The sequence below is a fragment of the Enterobacter sp. KB-280D8 genome (assembly GCF_041399405.1).
Lineage (GTDB): Bacteria > Pseudomonadota > Gammaproteobacteria > Enterobacterales > Enterobacteriaceae > Enterobacter > Enterobacter cloacae_N.
Genome location: NZ_JBGKEC010000001.1, coordinates 554,765 through 570,881, shown reverse-complemented (window position 1 = coordinate 570,881; position 16,117 = coordinate 554,765). Strand labels below are relative to the sequence as shown.

Genomic DNA, 16,117 nt, shown 5'->3' with positions numbered 1-16,117 from the left:
ATCATGATAGATATCACAAGCGGTGACAGGCACCTTAAATTAACGCCTTATGAAAGGCTGACTGAGCCCGAAGAGCCTGCCTATAGCCGTATTATGGTTTGGGTTGAATTCTCAATCCCTGCCTTAAAAACAGAGTTTGCTGCAGAGTTTTTTGTCGGTCAGTTGGAGCAGTTCAGGAATGATACACATGGTTTCCATCAGGCCTTAAGGACAGGTGAGAGATTTAAGGATATTAGTTTAACCTCGGTATTCGAGCAGGTTGTGCTTAAGTTTCATCAGGCACATTTTGCCGGGGCTGTTGGCGTTAGTATGGTACTTAAGCCTGAAAACCATGCTGACAGTATTACTCTGGATGATTCCTTCGATATCGATGAAAGTTACTTTCCAGACCTGCTCTCTGGTCTGGACGACATCATATCATGGCAAAACTGATGCATGAAATAAGCCACAAGACCGACACTCAGAATGCCGGTCTTTTTACGCCATCTACTCGCGATTTTCTCATTTTTAAGCTCTACATGCATCAGGTGCATGAGTTTGCATCCGTCTAATATTCCAGCGTTTGCCAGTCAGCTGCAGCGCTGGCACGGCTCGGGGCTCCTGGTGCACCTGCATTAGAATCGCACCCTTAAGCGGGCAGACGAGGCGGGGAAAGCATTGCGCGATAGAACTAAAAGCAATATATTAATTCATAAGTTTAAGTGAGCCGTAAATTTTACTTAGGGATGAATAAAAATGATTAATGGCATTGGCCTGCAAAATTTTAGAAGCTTTGTGGATAAAACATTTATAGATCTCAAACCAATCACTGTATTTGTTGGAAAAAACAGTAGCGGCAAAAGCTCATTATTACGTACGTTCCCTCTGCTGCGTCAATCTGTTGAAGAAAATACCACAGGTCCTATCCTTTGGTATGGGCGTTTTGTAGACTTTGGTGACTTTACAGATGTATTGTCTCGAAACTCAGAGAATAAAGAAATTACTTTTAGTTTTTCGCTTTCTGTGCCGCCGGAAATTTCGCAAAGATACGCTTATTATCGATTTAATGATTCTGCCAAAACGGTTACAAATATTGAAACTGAATTGACGGTTTATTCTAAGGATAAAAAAACTAAGACAAAAAATATAAAATTGATTTTGGATGATGGTATCATAACAATATCTCTTGACGAGAATAGCAATGTGAAGTTGCAAATAGAATCTAAAGGAAGGACTTTAGAGCGTGAAGGTATTGTTGCTAGGAATCTTGGCCAGTTCATCCCTAGCCTGCATTCCAAGGGTAAAGAGGATTCGACAGTAACGTCGCCAACTTTCTTTTCGATAAGACATCCTCGAGGTGACAGGGCTTTAGAGTTATCATTTATTGACGCAGCGTCGAAATCGATAAGGAATTATTTCCATATAAATTCCGACGTTAGTCAGATCACTGAATCGTTTAAAAAAATCGGATTCGTGCCAAAAAAACATGCACATTCGCTTTTGAAATTCCTCTTCAAAGAACAAAAAATATTCACTAAGAATCTCAAAGAACATAAAGATGACATTATGGATGAGTTATATCCTTTTGTCATTGGTTGGAATATTAATAATATTATTGATATAATTAACACATCTTTAGCAGATTCATTTAGAAATGTAAAATATATTGCGCCACTGCGTGCAACTTCAGAACGATTCTATCGCTTTCAAGATTTACAGGTAAATGAAATAGATCATACTGGGTCTAATTTAGCGATGCTCCTCAATTCATTAAGGCCAACAGATAAAGCAAAATTTGAAGAGTGGACCAAGACTAACTTCGACTTTATTATTAAAGTCGAACAATCGGGTTCTCATTTCGCTATCCTAGTTAATACTGGTGACAATGCTGAAAACTATAATATAAGTGATATGGGGTTTGGTTATTCTCAAGTGCTACCTATCGTTGCTGCAATTTGGCTTGAAACGGAACGTAGAGCTAGTAGTCCGAGAAGACCTATTACATTTATCATTGAGCAACCAGAACTTCATTTACATCCATCATATCAGCATAACTTGGCAAAGATATTTGCAAAAGTTGTTACTAAAGCAAAAGAGAATGAAATTGATCTAAAAATAATTTTTGAAACACATAGCCAAACAATGATTGAAGCTTTAGGTGAGTGCATTGAAGGTGAGGTGGGATTATCAGAAGATGATGTTTCAGTTTTAGTCTTTGAAAAAAATTCAAAGCAGCAGACCATCGTCAAAAAAACCTATTTCAACGAAGATGGTTACCTCCAGAACTGGCCCGTAGGTTTCTTTTCAGGTAGATAATGATGTTGATTAAAATTGAAAATGCGACTAAAGAGGATGTTCTCAATAAAGATTATATAATTTCAATTGAGAATATTCTGCGTTCATTTGCTGAAGAAAAGCATTTGCTAATTGCACAAAGGGCTTTTTTTAAGAATATAATTGAATCACAGGGCGATGTTTATAGTACATCTTCAAAGCATTTTGCTTCTGAAGCTTTATCTGGGTTGCTAGAGTACCATTCGATCATCAATCAAGTATCTTTTTATGTTTCTATAGATTTTTCAATTCGTGATAATTCATTTAGTTGGGTCGATTTGGGTGTGAGGTATAAGTTTGTCTGTGGCCCTTTATTCTTTAGTGACTCATCCCAACTACAGAAAACCAAAATAGTTTGTGAAAATCCCTTAGATTCTGATTTTTTTAAGATAGTTGCCAGTTTCTATGCTAGAAAAGAGTCATTGTCAGGGTGTTCAATAAATTTCATTGCGTTAAATGGTGGCGGTGGGAGTACAAAGGATGTTTTTGACCGGACCATACAAAACAACGAAATTGCGTTTTGCATAGTTGATAATGATAAGAAGCATCCTAGAGCTCCATTCGGAGGGACTAGTGCTCATTTTATCAAATCTAAAACCAATAAGTCAGGTTTAGTAGAGATTTTAGATGTGCATGAAATCGAGTCGCTGGTACCTTTTGAGACAATTGAAAAAGTACTATCTGATTTGAATTTGTTAGTTAAAAAACAAGAGTCGCTTGATTTTTTTAAAAAAATATGTTCAATCGATGAGTCGGCAAAATTTTATTTTGATCATAAGAAAGGATTTGATTTAAAAACTGCTTTGGAACTCGATAATACTCATGGGGATTATTGGCGCCCAATCTTGAAAAAACTTAACGATGATATTCAATGTGATTGCATTGACTCCAAAAAATGTGATTGTAAGCCTTCATGTTTGACTTATGATGGGTTCGGTGATGGTTTGCTCAGCAATACATTAAAACATATTAATCAAGGTAGTTTAAGGAGGTATAACCCTCCTTTGAGTCCAAAGTTATATGATAAATGGTATGCGTTAGGTAAGAATTTCTTTAGCTGGAGTTGCGGGCCTTGTAAAAAATCAAGGCTGAGTTGAAGTTAAAAGCGGTGAGGGAAAACCTTCACCGCAAATTATGTTTATTAGCGATTGGTTACGATAATATTCGTCTGGCATCAGGCATGCACCGTAGCTAACCAGCCGCTGTGTGCCCTGTTTCACCTTTTCCAGGGTTGCCATATGGTCTTCATGCATGTCTCGAAGTGAGTTTGTTAGTGCAATAGCTAACTGTTTATTCGACTGCATTTTCAGTTGCAAATAGTTTTGTGCCATTTTATATAACCTTGCAATATCATTACCTTATTATCATTTATCATGTTTGATAGAGGAGCAACAACGGAAATGGGAAAGCGCAAGAGTGCTTTGGTTTATGTCCTGACCGTCATTATATTTTTGCTTATTATTCCTGAGATCATTCTGCGTGTATGCACGTCCGAGCAACTTGGACGTATCAGCGACTTCACCAGTTTAGGTGGCTTGTTAAATCCACTCTTATCCTCGCTCATCTTCCTCGCACTGGTGTCAATCATACTGGCAGCCATCGCTATCGCATTCGTTAAGTGAATTTTTCGAAAAAAGTGATGGCCTCAAGGAGACTCATAGCGCCCGCCAGCTCTAACAGCTATGACTCCAAATCCGACAGCACAAAAAATTTTATATTCACCCCAGCAATATTTCTCTTCCTCATCCGTCTACCTCATCACAAGCCATAATCAGTTACTGTAAACGAGGTAAACACCATGAGAGATTTTGAACTGCACGGCAGGGGTCACGGGCGCGGATTCGGTCGCCACCGTATGGGCAAGGGTTTAATCATCGGCGCGGTAATTTTCATCGTGCTCGGCCTGCTGGTGATGTCCCTGTGGAACGCCTTGCTCCCGGCGATCCTCGGCGTGAAGGCCATCGGATTCTGGCAGGCGCTGGGGATTCTGGTGCTGAGCCGCATTCTTTTCGGCGGGCTGGGTTTCCGCCCGGGGATGTTTGGCGCGCACCGCCGGATGCACGAGCGCTGGATGAACATGACGCCCGAGCAGCGTGAGGCGTTTATTCAGCAGCGGCGCGAAGGCTTTGGTCGCCAGGGTCGTGGTCACTGCGGCTGGCACGGTCATCGTGACGATAAGCGCGATGACGCCGCGCCAAAAGCGCCGGAAGCCGAGTGAGCGAAATGAAAGCCGGGGAGGCGGGCGGATCCATGCTGATGTCGGCGCTCAATGCCTGCCGCGCCCGGCTGAAAGCCTTCATTCGCGGACGGACGTCCGTTCGCGATGATGCCGACGACATTTTGCAGGAAGTCACCTATCAGCTGATGAAAGTGGAGCAGCCGGTCGAAAACGTCGCCGCCTGGCTGTTTCGTGCGGCGCGTAACGAGATGACCGACCGGGCGCGTAAAAAGCGTGAGGTCTCGCTCTCCGGCTATTTTACGGGGGATGACGACGAGGGTTTCCCGGAAGACGAGCTGGCTGAAACCCTGTTCGGCGTACCGCAAACGCCAGAGGAGGAGTATCTCAAAACGCTGCTGTGGGAAGAGCTGGGGCAGGCGCTGTCTGAACTGCCGCCGCCGCAGCGCGAGGTGTTTGAGAAGACCGAGCTGCACGGCTACAGCATTAAAATGCTGGCAGAGGAGACGGGGGCCACAGAGCAGGCGCTATTATCCCGCAAGCACAAGGCGGTGCTGTTTCTGCGTACTCGGCTGCGGGATATCTACGACGCGCTGACGGGTGAATAGCGGCGACAGACAAAACCTTACACTCCGGGCACTTGTAGATTCATTACTATCGTTTATGATCGGGGCGTCTTGTTACTCTGGAATATTATGCGCAACCGTCAGCTCCTCGGAAAATGGCTTTTGATTATCACCTGTCTCGCGATGGCGCTTTGCCTCGTGCAGCGTGCGGTGATGCTCAACCATTTTTTACAGGGACTGGATCCGCAGATTTCACTGAGTGCAGATGCCCCAACGCAAAGCAGCACCGAGCAGTCCGGGCCATCGCCCTGCCAGTTAGGCGCCCAGTCGCTTCTTTGTGCCCAGCCGCTGTTCTTTGACGGCGCGCTACCGGCCATCATTATCTTCTTCGCGCTGTTACAGCTGCTTACGCAAGGGCGGGCATTCGCTCCCGCGGAACAGCCCGTTCAGGCACCGCCTCCCAGAATACACCTTAAAAACTGCGTTTTCCGTGAATGAAAATCATCGTCACCACACGATAATTTTTCACTGTTCACGGAGTAATACATGGTTAACCTCTTCAGGGGATTCGTCTTTCTGTGGCTGTCCTGCATCGGCATTGCCCATGCGGCAGACACCGGCTGGCTGGTCTCCCCACAAAACGATCACGCCCGCATCCGCTTTCAGGCGGAGAGGGAACAAACGCACGTAAAAGGCCTGCTCACCGTTGAGCTAAAGCCCGGCTGGAAAACCTACTGGCGATCGCCGGGAGAGGGCGGCGTCGCGCCAAAAATCAGCTGGCCGGAAGGCGTAACGGACAGCTGGTCCTGGCCGGTTCCATCGCGCTTCGATATCTCCGGCATGACGACGCAGGGGTATCACGATAAGGTCACGATTCCGATCGTTCTCGACGGAGTGAAGGGCGACACACTCGACGGAACGCTCACACTCTCGACGTGCAGTAACGTCTGCCTGCTGACGGACTACCCGCTGCATCTCGATTTCACCCAGCCGGTGGATAAGGGCTTCCAGGCCGCCTTCGAGCAAGCGATGCGCACCGTTCCGGGCACGTCTGGCGTATCCGCAGATCTTTCCGCCTGGCTTTCTGGCGACAAGCTGGTGATTACCGGTACCACGGACGGGAAGTGGGTCAATCCGGGGATCTATTTTGACCAGCTGGAGGGAGACATTCTTCCCGGCGAGCCGGTCATTAAACACGACGGCAATACGCTTCGGGTGGCGGTACCCGTGACCGACGAATGGGGCGATAAACCCGCCTCGCTGGAAGGCAAGAGTCTGTCGTTTGTGCTGACCAATGGCGGTAACGCGCAGCAGACCACCATGACCGTTGGGGCAACCCCCGCAGAGCCTTCCACTCCAGGCGGAACGGGTAAAATGGTGCTTTTTGCCCTGCTGGGCGGGCTGATCCTGAACCTGATGCCCTGCGTGCTGCCGGTCATGGGCATGAAGCTTAACAGCATCCTGCTGGCAGGATCGGACAGGCGCGCCATCAGGCTGCGCTTCCTGGCAACCAGCGCCGGGATCCTTACCTCCTTTATGCTGCTGGCCGCGATGGTGACCGCGCTGAAGCTGGCCGGGGCGTCGCTGGGGTGGGGAATTCAGTTCCAGAACCCCTGGTTTATCGGCCTGATGGTCGCCGTCACCTTCCTGTTTGCGCTGAACCTGTTTGGGGCGTTTGAAATGCTGCTGCCTTCCTCTGCGGCAGGACGGCTGGCGACGGCAGGGGGAGCGGGGATCGGCGGCAGCTTCTGCGAAGGGATGTTCGCCACGCTGCTGGCGACGCCGTGCTCCGCACCGTTTCTCGGTACGGCGGTTGCTTTTGCCCTTGGCGCGCCGCTGCACTCCCTGTGGCTCATCTTCCTGATGCTCGGCGTGGGCATGAGCCTGCCGTGGCTGTTTGTCGCCCTGGTGCCGAAAACGGCCATGCTGCTGCCAAAACCCGGCCGCTGGATGAACACGCTCAAAACGATCCTGGGCTTGATGATGCTGGCCTCCAGCCTCTGGCTGGTCACGCTGCTGAGCCTGCATCTGGGCGAGGCGGTCAGCCAGATCGTGATGCTGGTGCTGATCGCTATCGCGCTGGCACTGTTCGTGAAGAAGGGGCAAACCTCTTCGCCGTTGTTCTGGATCGTGGTTATCGCGCTGTCGGTGTTCGGCGGGTATCAGCTGCGCGGGTTGCTTAACTCACCGTCTGACGCCGTGGCGCGGAATGACGCTCAGACTATCCCGTGGCAGCCGCTCAGCGAGGAGGCCATCCAGCTGGCGCTGGCGCAGGGGAAACGGGTGTTTGTGGATATCTCCGCGGACTGGTGCGTGACCTGCAAAGTTAACGAGCATCGTGTACTGCGTCAGCCGGACGTTATTGCCGCGCTGAGCCAGCCGGACGTGGTGGCCCTGCGCGGAGACTGGAGCCAGCCCTCCGCGCTAATCGCGGATTTTCTGGCGAAGCGAAACCGCTACGCCATTCCCTTTAATGAGGTGTATGGCCCCGGCACGCCTGAGGGGGAGATCCTCTCCCCGCTGCTGGATAAGCGCACCCTGGTCACCACCCTGAACAACGCAAAAGGCTAACTGTGTCATGAAAAAATTCCTTATAACGCTTCTGCTCCTGCTGGCCCCGCTTCAGGTGTTCGCTGCCCAGCCGCTGACGCCGGACCAGGAGCAGCGCGCGCAGAAAATGATCGCTGATTTCCTGTTTAACGATCCGAACTCACCGCGTATCGGCGCGAAAAATCCAAAGCTCACCCTGGTGGTGTTTACCGACTACAACTGCCCGTACTGTAAGAAATTCGATCCGTACCTGGAGAAGATCGTCGAAAAACACCCGGATGTTGCGGTGGTCTTTAAGTTTTTACCTTTCCGCTCGGAAAGTTCATTGACCGCCGCACGTGACGCGTTAACCGTCTGGCGCGCGCATCCCGAGCAGTTTATGAAATTTAACCATACCCTGATGGCAAAAAAGGGATACCACGATGACGCCAGCATTCAGGAGGCGCAAAAACGGGCCGGGGTGAGCGTCACCGCGCCGGATGATGAGAGTATGGTGTCGATCAAACGCAGCCTGATCGTCGCAGAAAAAATGGGAATTCAGGGCACGCCCGCCACGCTTATCGGCGAAGGGCTGCTGCCCGGCTGGGTTCCGTTTGAGCAGTTCGACGAAATGGTCAGTGACGCTCTGAAAAACCGCTAACCTGAAGGGGGCGGAATGCCCCCGACAAACCGGAGAGGGAAATGAAAAAATTACTGTTACTTTCGGCGCTGGCGACCTCAGGGCTGACCCAGGCCGCTGATACCATACCGGATGTGGTGAAGCAGTTCAGCGAGCAGCAGCAGATCAAAATCATTAAGAAACTTGATGCTCCCGGCGGCGCACCGGCCTGGCTGGGGCAATATCAGGACATGGGCGTGACGATCTTTTTAACGCCGGACGGCAAGCACGTCATTTCGGGCTATCTGTACGATGACAAAGGAAAAAACCTCAGCGAGGGCTATTTCCAGAAAGAGATCTACGCTCCGATGGGACGCGAGATGTGGAAGAACCTGAACGCTGCGCATCCCCTGAAGGAAGGGGCGGAAAACGCCCCGCGTAAGGTCTTCGTCTTCGCCGATCCGTTCTGCCCGTACTGCAAGCAGTTCTGGGCCGAAGCGCAGCCGTGGGTGAAGGCAGGCAAGGTTCAGCTCAACACGCTGCTGGTGGCGTTTCTCAACCCTAACAGCGGGCGCAACGCCTCTGCGATCCTGAATGCGAAAGATCCGGTCTCCGCCTGGCGTGAATACGAGCTTTCCGGTGGGAAAAAATTGCCCAGGCCAGAGGGGGACGCTTCCCGCGAAACGGTAGCAATCCTGCAGAAGCACCAGACGCTGATGGACAGCCTGGGCGCTAATGCCACGCCGGCCATTTACTATCTGAATGCAGACAATGAGCTACAGCAGGTGGTCGGAATGCCGGACGCTCAGCAGCTTGAGGCGATGTTCGGGCCGAAGCCGTAAAAAAATCAGGCAGAAACGTCCCGTTTCTGCCTGATGGTTACTTAGCTTCCCCAGCGCCCTTTCAGATAGTTCACCGCCTGCTGCGTCTGCGGCTGGTTCAGGTAATCTTCCCGGAACAGGATGGTGCCGTTGACGTTGGGCAGCGAATCGTTGAGATCGAGCTGCTTTTTCAGCTCCGGCACGCCGCCCTGAACCGTCCAGTCCGGCTCATTTTTCGAGGGCTCGCCCACCTTGTAGAACGCAATGCCGATATACAGGCGCGTGTGGGTTGGCTTCACCACGTCGGCCCACCATCTGGTCAGCACGTCGTAGCGCGCGGCGTCCCGGGAGAAGGGCCAGTAAATCTGCGGCGCGATGTAGTCGAGCAGGCCTTGCTGCACCCACTGCCGCGTATCGGCGTAGGATTCATCATAAGCCGCCGCGCCGCGGGTGTCCGAGCCTGCCGGGTCAAAGGAGCGGTTACGCCACACGCCCGCCGGGCTGACGCCAAACTCAACGTCGGGCTTCGTCTGTTTAATCGCGCGGGACACCTGCACGATCAGCTGCTGCGTGTTGTGTCTTCGCCAGTCGGCCTTTGAGGCAAATCCCTGGCCGTACTGTCGCCAGGTCTGCGCGTCGTTGAGCGCGGATCCCGGCGATTCGGCATAGAAATAATCATCAAACTGCACGCCGTCTACCGGGTAGTTCGCCACCACTTCGGTCACCACTTTGGTTATCCAGTCGCGCACTTCGGGAATGCCTGGGTCGAGAACAAAACGATCGCCGGAGACGCGCACCCATTCCGGATGCTGCACATAGACGCTGGACGGAGAGAGAGATGAGGTTCGGTTCAGCGCGGCGATGGTTGACGGCTTCGTGTTGGTCGACACGCGGTATGGGTTAAACCAGGCATGGACCTTCATGCCGCGCTTGTGCGCTTCATCCAGCATAAACTGCAGCGGATCGTATCCCGGGTACTCGCCGATGTTGCCCGTCAGCATATCCGACCACGGTAAAATTTTTGATGACCAGAGCGCGGTGCTGTCCGGCTTCACCTGGAAAAATACCGTGTTAATCCCGAGGTGCTTAAGATTGTCGAGCTTGCTGGTGAGCGCCTGCTTTTGCATGGCGATGCGCTGGTCGGCGCTGCGGCCATTCACCGAGGCCACCGGCGGCCAGTCGAGACGCGAGACGGTCGCCAGCCAGATCCCGCGCATCGGCGCGTTGGCCTGCGGTGTCGGTTTGCTCGCGGTGGGAAGAGGGGTAACCAGTGATTTGGGTGGTTTTGAGGAGCAGCTTACAAGTAAAAGTGCGCAGGCAGCCAGCGCACCGATCCGTTTTACGTGTCGCGTCATTTGCGTATTAGCTCTTGATAATCCGACTGTTAGCCCAGGGATTAAAGGTGGGCACCGCCTGTTCTGCACTTTCCTCGTCGTTGAGGGAGTCCAGATACAGGGCTTCAACTTCCGCCCGCGCCCATGGGGTGCGGCGCAGAAATTTCAGGCTCGATTTAACGCTGGGGTCCTTTCTGAAACAGTTAATTTTGATGCGGTCACCCAACTCGCTCCAGCCATATTTCGCCACCAGGGCGTTGACCATCATCTCCAGCGTTACGCCATGTAAAGGATCTTTGGAAATGTGTGCAGTCATAGGTGTCGAAGGTCTCAGTTTTAGTGGGGGTGGGTTTACCGGTGAAAGGGTACAAGAAAGCAGGGGAAGCGGCAATTTTAGCGTGAGATTCTTCACCCCTGAGGGGTGAAGAAAAGAGAAATGTCCGTTTACTTTTTGTCTTTAAACAGCTCCGGCGCCCACGGACGCGGATCCACCTCCATAAACGGTGCGCGCTCGAAGCGGTCCTTCAGCGCCCACGGCACCGTGCAGTCGAAGATGGTCTTGCAGGAGATGCCGTTTCCGCGAATCGAGGTGCTGTACTCCGGCGACTGGGACGGATCCAGCTGGTGGCCGCGGATCCCCGGAATATTGGTAATGCTGACATCGCCCTGCATACGGGTGGTCATCGCCCACAGGATGTCGTCGCTGTCGAAAATATCCACGTCTTCGTCGACAAGGATAATATTCTTCAATTCCGAATAGGTGGCTAAGGCGATAAGCGCCGCCTGGCCCTGACGTCCTTCGTCCGACGGCTGGCGTTTTTTTACCTGCAGTATGCCGAGGAACTTGCCGCCGCCTGCGGTGTGCGCATAGACGTTTTGCAGGAAGCCTGGAATCGCCTCCTCAACGGCATTGCGGATGCTGGCCTCCGTCGGCAAACCGGCCAGCGTGGTATGTTCTTCTCCCGGTCCCACCAGCGTTTGCAGGATCGCGTGGTTTCGCATGGTCACCGCTTTCACTTTGATCACGGGCAGGGAGGGGTTCGCCTCGCCGCAGTAGCCCGGGAACTCCGGCATCGCGTGGCCGGTGTTGGTGTGCTGATCTTCTCTAACGCGCACGCCCGGGAGCAGTTCACCCTCGATGATAATCTCCGCCCGCGCTATCGCTTTCTCTTTTACCGCCACGCCCTGTACCAACTCGACCGGCTGCTGGCGCAGCGCCCCGGCGACGCCCAGCTCGTTGTAGCCAAACGGGGTGGTAGGGGCCTCAAAGCACGCGCCGATATAGATGGCCGGGTCGAGCCCCATGTTGATGGTCACCGGCAGCGGTTTTCCGGCCTTTTCCGCCTTTTTGCGGAAGACTTCGATATGCCGGCCGGCGGCAAGGAACATAGAAAGCTCGTCGCGCTCCTGGACGCAGAGGCGGTGAATGGTGACATCCGTCAGCGAGCTATCTTCAGGATCGCTTGCCAGCACCAGCCCCAGGCAGAAGAACGGGCCTGCATCAATCGGCGTATTGGTCGGTGCCGGAAGGAGCTTACGCAGGTCGAAGTCAGGATCGTCAGCGTAGAAAACCTGCTCCTGACACGGCGCCTGCGAGGCGGGGACGACAACGGGGGCGACCGGCTTTTTCACCGCCTGGCCGACGCGTTTTGCCAGCTCAGAGGGCTCGCAGCCCAAGAGCAGCGCCGCGCGCTCGCGGCTGGCGTGCATGCCCACCAGAATGCGGGAGCCCGGATAGCCCTTCACGCTGTTGAACATCATGGCCGGGCCAATGCGCGTCGGACGTTTTACCGTACCGCCCGCGCCGATATGACGGTACACACCCGCCAGCTCCGCGTTGGGATCGACCGGATAATCGGTTTCAAGATAGTGCCCTTCGTGGCGCTGAAGCAGGGCGATGGCGCTGCGGAGATCGTTGATCGGGTTTTCCATATTTTCCTCCCTCGTTTGAATACCTCCATTTTTATGGCAATGACCAATAGCATCAATTGCATCATTGCTGTTAAATTGATAAGTGAATTCATATCAAAATAAGGAGGCGTTCCGTGCAGTTTCGTCAGATGCGCCATTTCATCGTCGTTGCCGAAGAGCTCCACATGCATCGGGCCGCCGAGCGTCTGAACATGGCGCAGCCGGCGTTAAGCCAGCAGATAAAGGCGCTGGAAGAACGTTTAGGCGTTACGCTCTTTAGCCGGGCGAACCGCCGCTTAACCCTGACACCTGCGGGCGAAGCGTTTCTGGTGAAAGCCAGGCTCGCCATCTCCCTGACCGAGCAGGCGGTTCTGGACGCCAGACAAACGGCACGAGGTGAGCAGGGGGTGTTAAACCTGGGGTGCGTATCGAGCGCGATGTTTGACGGCAGGTTGCCCACTGCGCTGCGCCAGATGCACACGCGCTGGCCGGCCATTACCATGTCGCTGGTGACGGGAAACGTGCAGACGCTCTACGCTGCTGTGCAGAGTAACCAGTTGGATGTGGCCATTATCCGGGCACCGCTGCCGTCGCTGCCTGACGATCTGCAAAGCCGCCCGTTCGCGTCAGAGAAAACGGTCCTGGCGCTTTATCGTCAGCATCCGCTGGCGGGATCGTCCGCGCTGACGCTTTCGTCGGTGAAAGATGAAAAATGGATCTCCCTGCGCGACCCGGAGGGAATGGGGCTGGAACAGTATTTCTTTGACGCCTGTAGCGGCGCGGGCTTTCAGCCGGACGTGGTACAAAACGCGACTGACGTGCCCACGGTGATAAGCCTTGTCTCGGCCGGATTTGGCCTGGCGCTGTTGCCGGCGTCGGCAAAGGCGGTGAGCGTCGAGAATGTGGTTTACGTGGACATCCTGGACCGGCTCCGGGAAAGCGAGCTGACGCTGGTTTGCCACCGGATTATTCGCTCAGAAGTGCTTAAAAAGTTTCTGGTTACCCTCGATCACATCTGACGCCCGGCCGCCTCCAGCAGCTGCTCGCGCAGCCAGACGCTCGCCGGATCCCGGCTGTTTTTCGGGTGCCAGTACATGTAAATGGTAATCGGCTGGAGCGGCAGCGGCGGGGGAAAAATATCCAGCGTGCTGGCGAACTGTCGCAGCATCCGTTCCGGTAAGGTGCAAACGAGATCGGTACCGGCGACAAGCGCAGGCGCCATGGCGTAGCTCTGGGTTGACATCGCGACGTGCCGCTGATGGCCCAGCCCGGCCAGGGTTTGATCGACAAAGCCGGTAAACGGATCCCCGGCTGACGACACTACCAGATGGGAAAGTGCGCAGTAGCTTTCCAGGTCTAACGTACCGGTCCCGCGCGGATGGCCTTTGCGCTGGGCGGTGGCAAACGCGTCGTCGAGCAATTTGCGCCTTACCCAGCCGTCATGGGCACCCGCGCTCACGCCGATATAGATATCGACATCACCGTTTTCCAGCTGCTGCGGCAGGGCAGCCATCTCCGGCAGGGCGAAGCGCAGGCGGATGCCGGGAGCATCGGCCATCACCTGATTAAGCAGCCCGGTGCCCAGCATCAGCGCCGGGTTTTCATGCAGCGCGATGACAAAGGTCCGGGTGCTGGTCTTCCCATCAAACGCGGCGGGGGCAAACATCGCGCTAATGCCGCGCAAAACGCTCTCTACCTGCGGCTTCAGCGCTTCCGCTCTCGGCGTGGGTAACACCCCGCGTCCATGTGGAGAAGGAATAAATAGCGGTTCGCCAAAGAGCGCGCGCAGACGCGCCAGGCGAGCGGACAGCGCGGGCTGGCTGATGCCCAGCCGCGCGGCCGCGTGGGTGATGTTCCTGTCCTGAAGCAGAGCGTCCAGCGTCAGGAGCAGGTCTATGTCCATCTCAGAAACGGGCGCCATCTTATTTAGCGCTGCTGGCGTCCCGGTTGGTATAGGTGACAGGTACCCAGACATAGCCGCCTTTCTCTCCTTTCGTCACATACCCGATGCCCGGGAAAGGCAGATGGGGTGCGGCAACCAGGTCTCTGTTTTTCACAAACTCTGCGAACGCATGCTCGCGCACGCGTGCTGCGCCGTCCTGATCCTGATCGTAGGCGATAGTAACCTCAGGCTGCGGGAACTGGACCGCCGCAACGTGAATAACGTCACCGATGAAGGTGATCTTCTCGCCTTTACTTTCAAGCGTGTAGAAGGCCGAACCCGGCGTGTGTCCGGGGTGAACCGTGCCGGTAAGCCCCGGAAGAATCTCAGAGGTTCCGCTAAACGGCACCACTTTGCCGGCGTCAAGATAGGGCTTTAAGGTTTTCTGCGCGACGTCAAAGTAGTTCTGGTCGTAGCCGGTTTTTTTCTGATTGTCTTCGTTAAAGAAAAAGTCGACGTCCGGTTTGCCGACGTAAACGCGCGCGTTGCTGAACACCACCTTGCCGTCTTTCACCAGGCCGCCCGCATGGTCGGAATGGGCGTGGGTCAGCAGGACTTCAGTGATGTCCCCGGGTTTGATTCCCCTGGTGGCGAGGCTCTCAATCAGACGTCCGCCGTTACCGGGGCCAAAGAGCTGGCCGGAGCCGGTATCGACCAGGATTTTGTGTCCGGGCATCGCAATCAGAAAGGCATTGATGGACACTTCCGCCGGGTTGGTCTGGAAATTTTTCGCGAGCAGTGCGTCAGTTTTTTGCTCTGTGGTCCGGCGCAGCAGCTTGTGCAGATCCTGCGCGACGGTCCCGTCGGTAAACGAGGTCACCACAACGTCGCCGACCTGCACGCTGTAACCGCCTGCCGATTGTTTAACGACGTGCTGCGGCGTTTCCGCCGAGGCCTGCAGCGTAGGGTAAAAAAGCATTGAACTTGAAATCAGCGTGGAAAGAGCAAGTTTTTTCACGGTAAGCATACGAGTCTCCTTTGAAAGTGCTCATCTTACTGCTCCGTAAAAGTATAAGAACCTGCCCGGAAATGATAGGACCTATAAACGAGATAAATAGCTCAGCGCAAAAGCCGGGTGACAGTGAAGCCTTTCCCGGCTCGTAAAACGTTATTTTTTCAGCGATGCGTTCCAGCCGTCCGGAGTGGCTTTCGACCAGGAGCCATAAGCGGCATTAGGCAGCACAATCCAGTCATTACCGAAGTGTTCCACGCTGGCCTCAACCAGCTCGCGCTGCTGCTCGCTCGGCTTTTTGTTTTTAAACTGCACGGCGAAATCCGGCAGGCTGTCGCCAAACAGCATCACGATCTGCTGCTTTTTGAGGATGCTCTGGCGACGCTCTTCCTTGCTGACCGTATCCAGAAGCACGCTTTCATCGGACACCTGCGGAAGTCCCAGGGCTGTTAACGTTCTGAGCGTATCGGCTTTATTTTCCTGCATGCGGTCCGAGACGTAATAGATACGGACCTTGCTTTGATTAACGTGGTCAAGAAATGCCTTCGCTCCCGGAATTAAGCCGGGTTTTCCCTGCTTCTCCCAGTCGCTCCAGGTATCCCATTTTGTATAGTCGTGACACTGCTCCATGTCGCGCACCAGCAGGGGGGTGTTATCCAGCACCGTTTCATCTAGGTCCATCACTACGGCGTAATTTTCAGGCGTTTTCAGATCCTTTAACTTCTCGTTGAAGCGCTCGGTGGCAAACCGATACGTCTGCAGCTGAAGGGCCATAATCTCTGCCGATTTCTGCTGATAACGCAGCGCCATTTCGTACGCTTTGGGTTCACACAGGTCTCGCCCGGCGGCCGTCGCCGCTGCACTCATAACAGGTAATACCAGCAGTAATGCCTTAGCCATTGAATTCACACTTCTTTCCTCAACACCGTGGTTAAAATCCCGAAAGCGTAATGA

The 16,117-nt window shown here is 53.4% G+C and carries 18 protein-coding genes; 11 read left to right on the top strand and 7 right to left on the bottom strand.

Annotation, left to right across the window (positions count from 1 at the left end; translation table 11 throughout):
* Window positions 1–3 precede the first annotated feature (3 nt).
* The 3 genes from AB8818_RS02790 to AB8818_RS02780 all read left to right on the top strand — a co-directional run bounded on the left by AB8818_RS02790 (window position 4) and on the right by AB8818_RS02780 (window position 3,410).
* Window positions 4–432: a hypothetical protein gene (locus AB8818_RS02790; protein ID WP_226857545.1), complete on the top strand. Its 429-nt coding sequence runs from the start codon at window positions 4–6 to the stop codon at window positions 430–432.
* A 303-nt stretch (window positions 433–735) separates the two neighbouring features.
* Window positions 736–2,295, top strand: coding sequence for a DUF3696 domain-containing protein (locus tag AB8818_RS02785; protein ID WP_192982234.1), 1,560 nt, complete (start codon window positions 736–738; stop codon window positions 2,293–2,295).
* On the top strand, window positions 2,295–3,410 hold the full coding sequence (locus AB8818_RS02780) for a hypothetical protein (RefSeq protein WP_371199752.1): 1,116 nt from the start codon (window positions 2,295–2,297) through the stop codon (window positions 3,408–3,410). Before AB8818_RS02785 ends, AB8818_RS02780 begins: the two co-directional genes overlap by 1 nt.
* Here the strand turns inward: AB8818_RS02780 and AB8818_RS02775 are convergent.
* Window positions 3,396–3,644: a hypothetical protein gene (locus AB8818_RS02775; RefSeq protein WP_226857547.1), complete on the bottom strand. Its 249-nt coding sequence runs from the start codon at window positions 3,642–3,644 to the stop codon at window positions 3,396–3,398. The two genes, AB8818_RS02780 and AB8818_RS02775, sit on opposite strands and share 15 nt — an antisense overlap.
* Window positions 3,645–3,713: 69 nt before the next feature.
* Here AB8818_RS02775 and AB8818_RS02770 point away from each other — a divergent pair, with 69 nt between their 5' ends.
* The 7 genes from AB8818_RS02770 to dsbG all read left to right on the top strand — a co-directional run bounded on the left by AB8818_RS02770 (window position 3,714) and on the right by dsbG (window position 9,045).
* Window positions 3,714–3,935 carry a hypothetical protein gene (locus tag AB8818_RS02770; protein WP_192982236.1) on the top strand — a complete coding sequence of 74 codons (222 nt, stop codon included), beginning with the start codon at window positions 3,714–3,716 and terminating at the stop codon, window positions 3,933–3,935.
* Between the two features lie 176 nt (window positions 3,936–4,111).
* Window positions 4,112–4,531, top strand: coding sequence for a hypothetical protein (locus AB8818_RS02765; protein WP_192982238.1), 420 nt, complete (start codon window positions 4,112–4,114; stop codon window positions 4,529–4,531).
* A gap of 5 nt (window positions 4,532–4,536) precedes the next feature.
* The gene (locus AB8818_RS02760; RefSeq protein ID WP_192982501.1) at window positions 4,537–5,097 is read left to right on the top strand and encodes an RNA polymerase sigma factor; all 561 of its coding nucleotides are present in this window, start codon (window positions 4,537–4,539) and stop codon (window positions 5,095–5,097) included.
* Between the two features lie 87 nt (window positions 5,098–5,184).
* Window positions 5,185–5,553 carry a hypothetical protein gene (locus AB8818_RS02755; protein ID WP_059354588.1) on the top strand — a complete coding sequence of 123 codons (369 nt, stop codon included), beginning with the start codon at window positions 5,185–5,187 and terminating at the stop codon, window positions 5,551–5,553.
* Window positions 5,554–5,601: 48 nt separating this feature from the next.
* Window positions 5,602–7,626, top strand: coding sequence for a protein-disulfide reductase DsbD (locus AB8818_RS02750; RefSeq protein WP_192982240.1), 2,025 nt, complete (start codon window positions 5,602–5,604; stop codon window positions 7,624–7,626).
* A 7-nt stretch (window positions 7,627–7,633) separates the two neighbouring features.
* A complete protein-coding gene (locus AB8818_RS02745) occupies window positions 7,634–8,245 on the top strand; it encodes a DsbA family protein (protein WP_192982242.1) in 612 nt (203 codons plus the stop codon).
* A gap of 41 nt (window positions 8,246–8,286) precedes the next feature.
* Window positions 8,287–9,045, top strand: a complete 759-nt coding sequence (gene dsbG / locus AB8818_RS02740; protein WP_371199751.1) for a thiol:disulfide interchange protein DsbG — start codon at window positions 8,287–8,289, stop codon at window positions 9,043–9,045.
* A 41-nt stretch (window positions 9,046–9,086) separates the two neighbouring features.
* Here the strand turns inward: dsbG and AB8818_RS02735 are convergent, their stop codons facing one another.
* From AB8818_RS02735 to AB8818_RS02725, 3 genes are all read right to left on the bottom strand, one after another.
* Entirely contained in the window at window positions 9,087–10,379 is a 1,293-nt protein-coding gene (locus AB8818_RS02735) for a glycoside hydrolase family 10 protein (RefSeq protein WP_371199750.1), read from the bottom strand.
* A 7-nt stretch (window positions 10,380–10,386) separates the two neighbouring features.
* Complete coding sequence (locus tag AB8818_RS02730) at window positions 10,387–10,674, bottom strand: VF530 family protein (RefSeq protein ID WP_163329459.1); 288 nt, start codon at window positions 10,672–10,674, stop codon at window positions 10,387–10,389.
* A 128-nt stretch (window positions 10,675–10,802) separates the two neighbouring features.
* Window positions 10,803–12,290 (bottom strand): UbiD family decarboxylase, encoded by a 1,488-nt coding sequence (locus AB8818_RS02725; RefSeq protein WP_371199749.1) that lies wholly within the window; start codon window positions 12,288–12,290, stop codon window positions 10,803–10,805.
* Window positions 12,291–12,403: 113 nt separating this feature from the next.
* Here AB8818_RS02725 and AB8818_RS02720 point away from each other — a divergent pair, with 113 nt between their 5' ends.
* Complete coding sequence (locus tag AB8818_RS02720) at window positions 12,404–13,288, top strand: LysR substrate-binding domain-containing protein (RefSeq protein WP_371199747.1); 885 nt, start codon at window positions 12,404–12,406, stop codon at window positions 13,286–13,288.
* Here the strand turns inward: AB8818_RS02720 and AB8818_RS02715 are convergent.
* The 3 genes from AB8818_RS02715 to AB8818_RS02705 form a co-directional block, all read right to left on the bottom strand.
* Window positions 13,279–14,190, bottom strand: a complete 912-nt coding sequence (locus AB8818_RS02715; protein WP_371199746.1) for a LysR family transcriptional regulator — start codon at window positions 14,188–14,190, stop codon at window positions 13,279–13,281. The two genes, AB8818_RS02720 and AB8818_RS02715, sit on opposite strands and share 10 nt — an antisense overlap.
* 1 nt (window position 14,191) lies before the next feature.
* Window positions 14,192–15,178: an MBL fold metallo-hydrolase gene (locus AB8818_RS02710; protein ID WP_166711217.1), complete on the bottom strand. Its 987-nt coding sequence runs from the start codon at window positions 15,176–15,178 to the stop codon at window positions 14,192–14,194.
* Between the two features lie 141 nt (window positions 15,179–15,319).
* Window positions 15,320–16,072 (bottom strand): 5'-nucleotidase, lipoprotein e(P4) family, encoded by a 753-nt coding sequence (locus AB8818_RS02705; RefSeq protein WP_116339821.1) that lies wholly within the window; start codon window positions 16,070–16,072, stop codon window positions 15,320–15,322.
* Between the last annotated feature and the right edge of the window lie 45 nt (window positions 16,073–16,117).

Bases quoted from the DNA above. Each gene is read 5' to 3' on its own strand.
- AB8818_RS02780 (WP_371199752.1), top strand. From the start codon at position 2,295: ATGATGTTGATTAAAATTGAAAATGCGACTAAAGAGGATGTTCTCAAT.
- AB8818_RS02790 (WP_226857545.1), top strand. From the start codon at position 4: ATGATAGATATCACAAGCGGTGACAGGCACCTTAAATTAACGCCTTAT.
- AB8818_RS02725 (WP_371199749.1), bottom strand. From the start codon at position 12,290: ATGGAAAACCCGATCAACGATCTCCGCAGCGCCATCGCCCTGCTTCAG.
- AB8818_RS02730 (WP_163329459.1), bottom strand. From the start codon at position 10,674: ATGACTGCACACATTTCCAAAGATCCTTTACATGGCGTAACGCTGGAG.
- AB8818_RS02770 (WP_192982236.1), top strand. From the start codon at position 3,714: ATGGGAAAGCGCAAGAGTGCTTTGGTTTATGTCCTGACCGTCATTATA.
- AB8818_RS02755 (WP_059354588.1), top strand. From the start codon at position 5,185: ATGCGCAACCGTCAGCTCCTCGGAAAATGGCTTTTGATTATCACCTGT.
- AB8818_RS02785 (WP_192982234.1), top strand. From the start codon at position 736: ATGATTAATGGCATTGGCCTGCAAAATTTTAGAAGCTTTGTGGATAAA.
- AB8818_RS02715 (WP_371199746.1), bottom strand. From the start codon at position 14,190: ATGGCGCCCGTTTCTGAGATGGACATAGACCTGCTCCTGACGCTGGAC.
- AB8818_RS02710 (WP_166711217.1), bottom strand. From the start codon at position 15,178: ATGCTTACCGTGAAAAAACTTGCTCTTTCCACGCTGATTTCAAGTTCA.
- AB8818_RS02775 (WP_226857547.1), bottom strand. From the start codon at position 3,644: ATGGCACAAAACTATTTGCAACTGAAAATGCAGTCGAATAAACAGTTA.
- AB8818_RS02760 (WP_192982501.1), top strand. From the start codon at position 4,537: ATGAAAGCCGGGGAGGCGGGCGGATCCATGCTGATGTCGGCGCTCAAT.
- AB8818_RS02745 (WP_192982242.1), top strand. From the start codon at position 7,634: ATGAAAAAATTCCTTATAACGCTTCTGCTCCTGCTGGCCCCGCTTCAG.
- AB8818_RS02750 (WP_192982240.1), top strand. From the start codon at position 5,602: ATGGTTAACCTCTTCAGGGGATTCGTCTTTCTGTGGCTGTCCTGCATC.
- AB8818_RS02765 (WP_192982238.1), top strand. From the start codon at position 4,112: ATGAGAGATTTTGAACTGCACGGCAGGGGTCACGGGCGCGGATTCGGT.
- AB8818_RS02735 (WP_371199750.1), bottom strand. From the start codon at position 10,379: ATGACGCGACACGTAAAACGGATCGGTGCGCTGGCTGCCTGCGCACTT.
- dsbG (WP_371199751.1), top strand. From the start codon at position 8,287: ATGAAAAAATTACTGTTACTTTCGGCGCTGGCGACCTCAGGGCTGACC.